Source organism: Chthonomonas sp., from assembly GCF_035294165.1.
Taxonomy (GTDB): Bacteria; Armatimonadota; Chthonomonadetes; order Chthonomonadales; family Chthonomonadaceae; genus Chthonomonas.
Map to the genome: position 1 here is coordinate 1 of NZ_DATGLN010000193.1, position 10,909 is coordinate 10,909.

The window sequence follows — 10,909 nt, forward strand, 5'->3', positions numbered from 1 at the left end:
TGGAGGAGGATGGTGCGGCCTGATGGAGCGGCGAGTAGAGCGATTCGTAGGTGAGCATGTTCGTCGCCACCTAAAACACGTTGCGGCAAACATGCGTGAGATTTTTCGCCAATGGCCGGTGTCGCAGATTCTCGTTGGGGGCGACTCGAAGCTTTTTGAGGACTTTCGCCACTGCTTGCCTAACGAGCTGCGGGCTTTGTGGGTGCGCGACCTCGATCTCCCTGCCGATGCTCCTTTCGAGCAGCTACGGGATGCCGTTTTGAACGTAGAATGGGAGCTGCGGCAAGCTTACGAACGGAAACTGCTGGATACCCTTTACGACGAGTGGCGGGCCGATGGCTATGCGGTGGTCGGTGTCGAGGGCACGCTGCGCTCACTCTATTTTGGCGAGGTAGAGACCCTGGTGCTCGACGCAGATGTGCAGCGCAAAGGCTACCGATGTGGCTATTGCGGCGGGTTGTGGACGGCGCCGGGACAGTGTGTGTTTTGTGGCCACACCATGAGTGAAGAGGTGCTCGACCTCGAAGACGAGTTGGTGGAGGAAACACTTGTACACGCCGGGCGCGTAGAGGTAGTATCTAAACACGAGCCTTTCGCGCAGGATGGCGGGGTAGGGGCTTTTCTCCGGTTTCGCCTAAAGCCGAGCGCCTCCGAGCTATCACAAAGCGCTTAGCTCTGGCGGTTTCTCATCTCCCAACTGCCTCGCGCGGTAAGTCCATCTCATCTATGAGGAAGTTCCATGCTCCCATTACATGATAACGCCCCCATCCGCCGTTTTCCTGCGGCGGTATGGGCGCTCATTTTTGTCAATTTCGCCATCTTTCTACACGAGCTGCAGCTTTCGCCCGACCAGCTCCAGCTATTTGTCTATCGGTATGGGCTGATACCGGCCGAGGTGATGCAGCCCGGCGGTCTGATGCGTTACTGGCCCACCTTTATTACCTGCATGTTTCTGCACGGGGGGTGGCTGCATATTCTGGGCAACATGTGGTTCCTATGGATATTCGGCGATAATGTGGAAGACCGCCTCGGCACCATCCCGTTTCTGGTGTTCTATTTTTGTGGGGGCATCGCCGCCGGCATTCTGCAGGTTGTTGCCTCTGCCTCTTCTCAGATACCGACCATAGGGGCGAGCGGGGCTGTCGCCGCAGTGATGGGTGCCTATCTCGTGTTCTATCCAGGAGCGCGTGTTTTAACGCTCATTCCGATCTTCATCTTTCCGTGGTTCATCGAGTTGCCGGCCGTTATCTGGATCGGCTTCTGGTTTTTAGAGCAGTATCTTAACGGTGTGGCTGCGCTTACCACGACGCTCTACAACATGGGTGGAGTGGCCTATTGGGGCCATGTGGGAGGCTTTGTTTTTGGCCTGATCGCCGCACTTCCGTGGCTGGCCAGCCCACAACCACCCCCTCGCTACCGGTATCGGGGCGACTATCCTTACTAGCCCGATACGCATCGATTCTATTATCACGAAAGGAGTATAACGCGTGGACCCTATCTTTCAGCTCTTCTGGCTCTTTCTGATCATCTCGTCGGTGGCACCGCTGTTTCAACAGCAAATGCTTACCTACGAGCGGATGAAGCGCCTGATGCTGTTTGGTAAAAAGCGTAACTCGCAGGTCATAACCCTAATTCATCGGCAGGAGACGATGAGCTTTCTGGGGTTTCCTCTCCTGCGCTTTATTGATATCGAAGATTCGGAGCGCGTTCTTCGCGCTATCCGACTTACACCGCCCGACATGGCTATTGACCTCATCCTACACACTCCAGGAGGGCTTGTCCTTGCCGCCGGTCAGATCGCCCACGCACTGGCGCAGCATCCGGGGAAAGTCACCGTGTTTGTGCCGCACTATGCAATGTCGGGGGGAACGCTTATTGCGCTTGCCGCCGATGAGGTGATTATGGACGAAAACGCTGTGCTTGGCCCCGTAGACCCTCAACTGGGGGAGTATCCGGCGGCCTCCATTTTAGCGGCTTTGCGCACCCCCAACCCCAACCGTGACGATCGCACGCTTATTTTGGCCGACATCGCTGAGAAGGCGATCAGGCAGGTGGAGGAGACGGTCTATCGTCTTATAAGCCCTCGGTTGGGCGAGGAGCGTGGCCGCACATTGGCACGCACGCTCAGCGAGGGACGCTGGACGCACGACTACCCGATCACCGTAGCAGAGGCCCAAGAGATGGGGCTTCCGGTAAGCACCGGCATCCCAGAAGAGATTTACGAGCTGATGGCGCTCTACCCGCAAGCCCATCAACGACGCCCGTCGGTAGAGTATGTGCCTGTGCCCTTCCATCCGGGTGGGCAAGACCACAGGCCGGCGCATACCAATCGAAAGAGTTAGATGCGCGATAGGCTTACAAGCTCCTTAAGGCAGGGAATAAATACAGGCAACCGCGAGCTGGCTTAGCGGTCTCCCCTCTCCCAAATTGGGGGTGGGGGCGGTGTAGGGGTAGGCATGAGGCCTACCCCCTTTTGTTTTACCCATCCATCATGCAATCGGTTCTAGAGCCAATGAGCACAGCAAGCCTATCTTGTTCCTATCCCGTCCTTTCCCCCGATTCGGGAGGTGCTAGCGCACAGCGATGCAGCGGCCTGAGAGATAGACGAGTAAGGCAATAGCATAGGCCGCTGAGGTGGTCAGCCCCTCTCCCTAATAGGGGGAGGGCGTCGGCCTTGAAGAGCTGGCGATACGCTTGTCATTTCGAGCTGAATGCGAGATGAACCACCGTCATTTCGAGCCGAAGGCGAGAAATCTTAAGTTGCACTCCCCACCAGTTCTGAGAAGGTAGGAGCAGGGCTGGTGAGACTACCGGCTTAACGGTTCTAGAGGTAGTTTACAAAGCAAGCTTATCTTGCTCGCCCCCTATCCCGGCCTTTCCCCCGATTCGGGAGAAAGGGGGCGGTTATGGTTGGTTTCCAAAGGAAAGGTTATCATAAGGGACTGCCAATAAACTTATTGGGCTCCCCTCTCCCTGATAGGGGGAGGGGGAGGGCGTCGGTCTTGAGGGGCGGGGGGGGTGGGGCTATAGAGATTAGCAGTTAATAAGAACTGGCAACCATCAGAAACCACAGCGTTGTCCAGGATGGAGTGTATGCAAAAAGTTGCCGTCCGCTAAAGTTGTCCACCACTAGGTAGTTCTCCTCCAAAGGAAGGATCGACTTGTAAGCAAGCTGCTGAATAGAGCAAGGCAAGTAGGAAAAGCAAAGCCTCATCTTCTTACTGAGATAAACGAGTAGGTTGGGGTGCCGCTCGGTTACGGGCAAGAGAGAACAACAAGAACAGGCTCTGGAAGGGTAAAATCTAAAAGCGGATAAAAATTCAGTGTAAGATGACCATGCGAGCTTTGCTAATCGGCCTGGGCGTCCTGTTCATTATAGGGCTGCTGCTCGTAGTCCTTCGCAGCCTGTTGCGCCTTCAGCGTCGTATCGAGCGTTTTCTGCTTACGGAACGCGACGATTTGGCACGGCGCGATCCCTACCAAGCCCTATTGGAGGAGACGGCTGCAAAAGAGGAGCGGCCTATAGCGCTACCGCGCACGCGAAAGCCGAAGTAGGCCGACCGAGGGCGCCCTGTTGAAGGGTTAACGACTGGGGCACCTCGGTCTGTAGCCATTTTATTTAAGAGATGAGAAAGAGGGATTTCTTCAATGATACGGGTTCTATTCGTCTGTTTGGGCAACATCTGCCGGTCGCCTATGGCAGAAGCTCTTTTTACCCAAAAAGTCCGGCAGGCAGGTCTGGAGGATAAAATTGCGGCCGACTCGGCAGGAACAGGGGGTTGGTTTATCGGCGAGCCGCCGCATCCTGGAACGCAAGCCCTGCTGCAGCAACACGGCATTGCCTATGATCACCGCGCGCGCCTTTTGGAGGCCTCCGATCTGCAGCGCTTTGACTATATTTTGGCCATGGATTGCAGCAACCTCACTTACATTCGGCAGATGGCGCCGGGTGGCGAGAAGGCAAGGCTTATGATGGAGTTCGCGCCGGAACTAGAGCGGCTCGAGGTGCCCGATCCCTACTACACGGGTGAGTTCGCACTTGTTTATGAGCTGTTAGATAAGGCCACCGATGGTCTGCTCAAAGCGATCTGTCAGGAGCATGACCTAGCCATGGAAACGACGTAAGTTTGCTTTACCGGCTTCTCCTCGTACCTGCTTAGGGGGTGCTTGCGGTTTTCGGCTTGGCGAAGATCGTGTCGTCCACCTTGACGTTGGCTTGGGTATCCGTGATGTCTAACTGCATCAGGGTTGCTTTGTCTTGCGTTACCATGATCTGCTGAGGCAGTTGCACGCCGTTGACGGAATGATAGTTTTTCAATGTGGCCGTGATCGTGGGGTTATCGCCCGTCCCTGGAGCGACGATGCGTTGAACGAGATGGGTTTGTGGATCGATGTAGAGTTGCACGGTTTGCCCCTGTGGGCTTGTCAACGCAAAGCCGGGCAGAGTGCCGGCATCGGTCTTTAGATCGGGCACAGCATGAACAGTCTCTTTGCCCTCTTTGGCTGCAAGGAGCAGATGCAGTAGGTTGGTGGTCGAGGCGATCTGCACAACGATGGCGGGGGCGTCCTGCGGTACTCCCAAAGAGAACCAGGCGGCCGCATCGCCGCCGGGCACGCCGATAGAGACCAGGCCAAAATCGGTTTGCAAATCCATGCGCATACGGTCGGGCGCCAGGAACGTGAAACTGAAGGAGGAGATCGGGAGGGGGTTATTCGTCGCCAGCCCCGGCGGTGAGAAACTCCCTTTGCCCTTTAGCTGCAGGGTTTGAAGCGATTTGAGTGCATCGCCACCGTGGGCTTGCCATACCTCCTGAAAGAGGGCCTCTTCATCGGTATGGGAGGCAGATGTTGCGCCAGAGGGGGCGCTCTGCAGCGTTGGGGAGAGCAGGTCTACCTTGTCTTCCGGGATAACCTCTACCGTGCCGAGCGAGCGGAGTTGGGGCACAATTGCAGGGGCGTCACCCACCAATACCACGATGGGATGGGAGAGAGGCAATCGGGCCATTGCTTGCTGTGCCTGTTGGGGCGTAATGGCTTGAACATGGGAGGCGTAATCGGCCAGCTCCCGAGGACCTTGTCCGTATAGGAGGGCCGGTTCCAGCGCCGTGAGAAAGCCCCTTGGAGTAGCGCTACGAAGGAAGAACGAGCCGACCATGTAACGCTGGCTCGCCGTCAACTCCTTAACGGGAATGGGCTGTTGCCCTATCTGCCGAATCAGGTCGAGCGCAAGATGCACGACTTCACCGGTGGAGGCGGTTTTAGTAAGCGTTACGGCTTCCAGAGAGCCGGCATACCTATGGCGTGTAATACGGCAATAGGCGTAGTAGGCAAGGCCGCGTTCTTCACGAATGGCACGGTTTAGTCGCGAATTAAACTCACCACCGCCAAGTACGCCGGCTGCCACATCGGCAGCGATGCGGTCGGGGGCGGCGTAGCCCGCCGTGAGCACCCCAATGCTGATGGCCGTCTGCGCAGCATTCGGGCGATGAATAACAAGGAAGGCACTCGGGGAATAGGATTGGGGAGCAAGGGGCATCTCCGCCGCCTGCTGGCTTTCGGGGGGCCAGTTGCCGAAATAGGTTTGCGCGAGCTTATGCGCTAGGGCTGCAGAGAGATCGCCCACGATAAAAAGCGTGGAGTCGTTGGGCACAAAATGCGTTTGATGAAACTGTTTGAGGTCGGCAGGGCTAATAGCGCGTAGTGTTTCCGGAGTGCCTTTTGGGTAGTCTCCGTAAGGATGGGCGCCGTAAACAAGGCGGTCGAGCGCCGCCGTAGCGAGTGTAGAGGCATCGGAGAGATCGGAGGCGATCTCGTTTATGATCTGTGTTCGCTCTTTCGCCACCTCCGATGGAGGAAACTGAGGATGGAGTGCCATATCCGAGAGCAGATCGAAAAGGGGGCGTGCATCGTCGCTAAGCCCCTGCAAACTAAGAAACAGATAATCACGCCCTACAGTGGTGGAGAACGTGGCGCCGAGCCGATCGATCTGTTGTGCGATTTGCGAGGCGGTGCGGTGTTGGGTGCCCTTATCCAGCAGGCGCACCGTCATCTCGGCCAGGCCCACCTTCTCCGCCGGATCGTAGACAGAGCCGGCCGGCACCGCAAGGTCTACCCACAAAGCCGGTTGGCGATGGTCTGGCACGAAAGCCACATGCAGCCCGTTAGGCAGGTTCCATCGAAGCACGGTGGGCAAGACGAAAGCGGGCAGGTTGGTAGGGGAAGGGGGTGAGGTAAGCCCACCCGGCGCGATCTGCGCATGGAGCGGCGCCTGTGTAGAGAGCAGGGCGAAAAGGAAGCCGAGTTTCTTTAACAAGCGGTCTAGGCCATGTGATCCGATACGATGTCGGGCAGGTTTCATTCGGGTTTTTCCTCCTGGTGGGGCATGTGGGATGGCGATGAAGCCGCGTTGGGCGGAAGCATGATGAGGATGTTGAAGAGACGCGGTGCAAAATAGCGACGGGCGACACGTCGTACGTCCTCTGCACTCACCTTTTGAATGGAGTTGATCTCTTGGTTCACTTCGGCAGGGTTACCGTAGTAAAGGTCGGCTTCGCCAAGCGCCTCGGCTTTCTGCTCTGTGGAAAGGAGGCCGAAAACGTGGGCGACGAGGGCTTGGCGTTTTGCCTTTTCTAACTCTGCGGGGGACACCAGTTGACCGCGAAGTTTAGCAAACTCCTGTTGAAGGATGCGCACGGCTTTTTGCGGTGAAGACCCTGTATTCAAACTAACATCGCACTCAAACCACCCTCCAATCTGCAAGCTGTTCGGATAGGCGCTAACGCTATTGGCCAGTTGTGTGTGGCGCACCAAAGCACGATAGAGGCGTGAGCTATCTCCGTTAGAGAGGAGGTTGCTGATGACCTCAAGCACGGGGGTTGCTGGATCGTCGGCTTTTGGCGTACGAAAAGCCAGCGTAACAAGGGGCAGGGGGGCGAGTGGATCGGTTACCGTCTGCTCTTTAGGAGCTTTCTGCACGACGCGGGGAACAGGGTAGCGTCGGGGTGGGCTAGGCGGGTTGGGAATGGCGCCGAAGAACTTGCGGATGGCCCGAAGCGCCCGTTGCGTTTGAAAATCTCCTACAAGTACGAGGGTGGCGTTATCCGGCCGGTAGTATTCGGTGTGGAACGCCTGCACATCACGCAGTGTGGCGCGCTCGAGGTCGTGCTTGCTTCCGATAGTGGTGTGTCCGTAGGGGTGGTTCGGAGGATAGAGTATGGAGAGCAGCAGCTCCTCTTGGCGTCCGTACGGAGCGTTCTCTACGTCCATGCGGTGCTCCTCCTCAACAACGGCGCGTTCTGAAACCATGTTTGCCCGGTCTACCTTCAAGTTGGCCATGCGGTCGGCCTCCATCCAGAGCACCATGTCGAGCGCGTTAGAGGGCACCGTTTCATAGTAGCGTGTTCTATCAAAGTAGGTGTCGGCGTTGTCGTCGCCCCCAACGCCGTTGATGTAGCGGTCCCAATCTCCCGGTTTCAGGTGAGCGGTTCCTTTAAACATGAGATGTTCAAAGAGGTGGGCGAAGCCGTGTTTGCCCGGCGGTTCCTCTTTGCTGCCGACGTGATACCAAATTTCCAGTGTTACCACAGGCGCATGATGATCCTCTAAGGTGATGACCTTGAGGCCGTTGGCGAGAGTGGTTGTTTTAAAGTTGAGCGGCAAAAGGCGTAAGGGAGGGTCTTTCTCACCATAGGAAGGTTGGGCGAAGGAGGGCACAAAGAGCCAAAGCAGGATAAAAGCGATAAGGGATAAAAAGGCTTGCATCGCTTTAAGAGGAGAGGTCATCGGGCGTGATGTTCTCCTCCGTGGGGTAGGTTGCCGTGTGCACAGGTTCTTGTACCTCACGGCGGCTGCGCCGTCCGGCGGAGGTGGGTTCCTCTGTCTTTTCGTGATAGTGCATGCGAAGCAGGAGGTCTTGTTCGTAGTTGCCAAAGCCTCGTCCGAACAGATTAAAGCCACCCACGTGCTTCGCGTCGGGCTTAATGCCGATGCGCACGGTGATGGGCTGCCGTGGCAGGATAAGCGCCTGGGCGATAGTGGTTTCGGAGACCAAAACGCCGTCCACGTAGCTGCCGGTTTGGTCAAGCGACCAGATTTTCAACATGCCGTGTTGGGTGAGGCGATCGTTCCACCAGGATGGGTTAAGGCGCCCTCGATGGCCGCCGAAGTCGCCGGGCGAAGTCCAGGTACCCACCTCAACACCGTTGATCCAGAGCGTGATATCCGAGGGATAGTCGTTGTTGTAGTCGGGGCATTCAGAGCAGATCTCCATAGAAAGCTCCACGCGATAGATTTCCATAGAGGTGGGGATATTGTTTGGGAAGACATACTCCACGAAGCCGTCGGCCATCCAGAGAATCTGTGCTTTGGCGCGTTCGGGCAGGAAGAACGATTGGGGGTCGTCGAAGAAACCGATGATGCCTTCTGACGAGGCGAGGCCGCAGGTGGGTTTGGGATAGGCGATGGTATAAAGCCCTACCGGCATCTGCACCTCCTCGATCTGGCCGTATGGCTGTTGTGCGCTTTCAAGGGAGAGAATAATGCGGTCGTAGCGCAGGCGACAGCGTTTTTGCATGCCTTGAACGCCGGGACGATATTCGCAGACGATCAGCCCGGCCTGTTCCAGAATCTGAATATGTTTGGACACGCTGGGATGAGCTACTCCAAGCACCTGCTGCAACTCACTGATGTTCATCTCGCCGTCGGCAAGCTGCTGGAGGATGCGCAGTCGCGTTTCGGAGGCCAACGCTTGAAAAAGCTCGCTATTTTCGGTTAGCTTGCATTCGAGGATGCGCGATTCCATGGAAAATGCCCTGCTTCCACCAACTCAAAGCGTTCTCCTTCATTTTACCTTTTTGGGTATCGAGTTAAGGTAATTGGTTGGAATGCCGCCTTTGGAAACGTCTTGAAAAGTGGGAACTCTTGTGGGGTAGAATGAGTAGTAGAAATTAGTCTACTTTTGTGGCGAGGAGAGAAGCATGAAACGCGAATTCATTGTGGAGCGGCAGGGGAAAGTTTTCTGCCTGTATGCGGGGCTGTTAGACCTGGCACATGCCCGAGGGCTTAAGGCCATTGAGACCGAGTTGGTGCAGATTCCCACCGAGGCCAACAAAAACGTAGCCATCGTGCGTGCGGTGGTACGAATGACGGGCAATAAAGAGGGTGAGGAGCGGATTTTCACCGGTTTAGGAGATGCCGACCCAACCAATGTGGCTCCGGCCATGCGCACCTGTTTGTTGCGGCTTGCCGAGACTCGCGCGAAGGCCCGCGCCCTGCGCGACGCCGTCAACATTGGGGTCGCGGCGCTTGAGGAGCTTGGAGATACAGAGGGGGAGAGCCTCTCAATGGAGAGCGCACCGGAGCGCGGCTATCTTTTAGGACGCATTCCCAGCGAGCGTGAGGGGGAGAACGGCACCGGTGCAAATCAGGGGGCAGGGCGTCGGCCTAGTGGGCATCGCGCGCTCGGCAAACGTAAAGAGAGTTTTGACGCTTCAGAGCGGCTGTCTGAGGAGCAGGCCAACGCCATTCGCACACTGTGCAAGCGACAGGGGCTTCAGGTTGAAGAGGTCGTGCGGGAGCGATGTGGCGCGGAGGCTCTCGAACAACTCAACGCGGCTCAGGCGGCCGAGCTGATCCGTGCGCTTGTGCACGCCCAGCAGCTTTCGGTTGTCTCCGCATCCAATCATAAGTCGGCGACCGCTTCGCGGTAAGGAGGAACTAGGGGTGCTATAAGGGTTACCCCTTTTGGTTTACCTGCCCATCACGCAGTCGGTTCTAGAGCCAATTGACAAAACAAGGATGATACGACTGTCATTTCGAGCCAAAGGCGAGAAATCTTAAGTTTCAATTGCCACCCGTTCTGAGGGCGAGGGCATCGGCACCCCATGTCACCTCGAAGCGAAGCGGTGAGGTCTTCTCATTTCATTCTTACTGAGGGGAAGGGCATCGGTCTTGAAGGAAAGGAGCAGTGCGCAGCACCGTCGGCCTTGAGGGATAGAGCGCTCTACCCCAGAAAATCTTGCGATTTTCTGGGGACTCCTAGTCGGTTTTGTAGGGTAGGCCTTGTGCCTACCCTATTTCTTTCTTTCACCTACCCCCGTAAGTGCAGATGGCCTTAAGGAGAGGGGGGCTGACAGTCTCCGCCCCCTTCAACAATGCCACCATTGGGCACGGCGCTAGGCCCTTTGGCTGTCGCTAGAGGCCAAAGCGCGGGCTTTTGATCGGCGAGTGGATGGGCAGTGGCCGCCGAATCAGGGTGCCGTCGCGATGATCCAAAATGAGGTCGGTGCAGTTGGCATAGGTTTCGGTCAACTCTTCCGCAACGCGCTCGCACTCTTCGGTGGTGGGGAATTGAGCCCCGATCTCCTGAGCGATGGTCTGTGGATCGCGAGTCTCTTGAATGGGCGTGGCCGTTTGCCCGTCAGGGCTTATTTCGAGGCGTGTCTCCCAGGGGAGATTACAAGTTTGAGTCATAAAGCCGGCGATGTCGGGGGTGATCGGTTGGCGCTCGGTCCAGTGAAGGTCAAGAGCGAAGAGAATCAGCCCCGGTTTGGCGGTGGCCAGGTCTTGGTAAGTATCCTCGTCTTGAATATCGTAGGAGTGGGCCAGGCAAAGCAGGGCCAGCTCTTCCTCGCTGTCGGTATTATCGCCGATTTGATAGGGGCGGATATTCTTTTCTTCGATCTCCCACCACTGGGCAAAAAGGCGCGCAAGCGGTTCCGATGTCTCGCCGAGCCAAAGAAGTTTCGTGGGCGCCAAATCGCGCGCATCCAGAAATGCGGCCGTTACACCCACAACGTAGGCTACATCCTCCTCGCTGGGCTGGAAGAAAACAAACCGTTCGCCTGGCGTCTCGGGCTGCGGGTTGGTCTCTACCAAGATGCCGCGCGTCTGCACATAGTGCCATTCGCGT

At 56.8% G+C, this 10,909-nt stretch carries 9 protein-coding genes and 1 pseudogene; 6 read left to right on the plus strand and 4 right to left on the minus strand.

Features of this window, described 5'->3' with window-relative positions:
• The 5 genes and pseudogenes from VKV29_RS10525 to VKV29_RS10545 all read left to right on the plus strand — a co-directional run.
• Positions 1-673 (plus strand): annotated as a pseudogene (locus VKV29_RS10525) (hypothetical protein); the annotation flags it as partial.
• Between the two features lie 66 nt (positions 674-739).
• Positions 740-1,444 carry a rhomboid family intramembrane serine protease gene (locus VKV29_RS10530; RefSeq protein ID WP_324201265.1) on the plus strand — a complete coding sequence of 235 codons (705 nt, stop codon included), beginning with the start codon at positions 740-742 and terminating at the stop codon, positions 1,442-1,444.
• Positions 1,445-1,487: 43 nt separating this feature from the next.
• Entirely contained in the window at positions 1,488-2,342 is an 855-nt protein-coding gene (locus tag VKV29_RS10535) for an SDH family Clp fold serine proteinase (RefSeq protein ID WP_324201266.1), read from the plus strand.
• A 994-nt stretch (positions 2,343-3,336) separates the two neighbouring features.
• Positions 3,337-3,555 carry a hypothetical protein gene (locus VKV29_RS10540; protein ID WP_324201267.1) on the plus strand — a complete coding sequence of 73 codons (219 nt, stop codon included), beginning with the start codon at positions 3,337-3,339 and terminating at the stop codon, positions 3,553-3,555.
• Between the two features lie 93 nt (positions 3,556-3,648).
• The gene (locus VKV29_RS10545) at positions 3,649-4,125 is read left to right on the plus strand and encodes a low molecular weight protein-tyrosine-phosphatase (RefSeq protein WP_324201268.1); all 477 of its coding nucleotides are present in this window, start codon (positions 3,649-3,651) and stop codon (positions 4,123-4,125) included.
• A 31-nt stretch (positions 4,126-4,156) separates the two neighbouring features.
• On the opposite strand, the gene VKV29_RS10550 is transcribed toward VKV29_RS10545, so the two are convergent.
• Genes VKV29_RS10550 through VKV29_RS10560 form a run of 3 tightly spaced genes read right to left on the minus strand, consistent with a single transcriptional unit; the run spans position 4,157 to position 8,800 of the window.
• Complete coding sequence (locus VKV29_RS10550) at positions 4,157-6,358, minus strand: pitrilysin family protein (RefSeq protein WP_324201269.1); 2,202 nt, start codon at positions 6,356-6,358, stop codon at positions 4,157-4,159.
• A complete protein-coding gene (locus VKV29_RS10555; protein WP_324201270.1) occupies positions 6,355-7,782 on the minus strand; it encodes a pitrilysin family protein in 1,428 nt (475 codons plus the stop codon). The genes VKV29_RS10550 and VKV29_RS10555 overlap by 4 nt, the downstream gene beginning before the upstream one ends.
• Positions 7,766-8,800, minus strand: a complete 1,035-nt coding sequence (locus VKV29_RS10560; protein WP_324201271.1) for a metalloregulator ArsR/SmtB family transcription factor — start codon at positions 8,798-8,800, stop codon at positions 7,766-7,768. The genes VKV29_RS10555 and VKV29_RS10560 overlap by 17 nt, the downstream gene beginning before the upstream one ends.
• 175 nt (positions 8,801-8,975) lie before the next feature.
• On the opposite strand from VKV29_RS10560, the gene VKV29_RS10565 reads away from it, so the two are divergent.
• Positions 8,976-9,707, plus strand: a complete 732-nt coding sequence (locus tag VKV29_RS10565) for a hypothetical protein (protein WP_324201272.1) — start codon at positions 8,976-8,978, stop codon at positions 9,705-9,707.
• Between the two features lie 484 nt (positions 9,708-10,191).
• On the opposite strand, the gene VKV29_RS10570 is transcribed toward VKV29_RS10565, so the two are convergent.
• Positions 10,192-10,909: hypothetical protein (locus tag VKV29_RS10570; protein ID WP_324201273.1), on the minus strand; the 718-nt coding region annotated here is incomplete at its 5' end.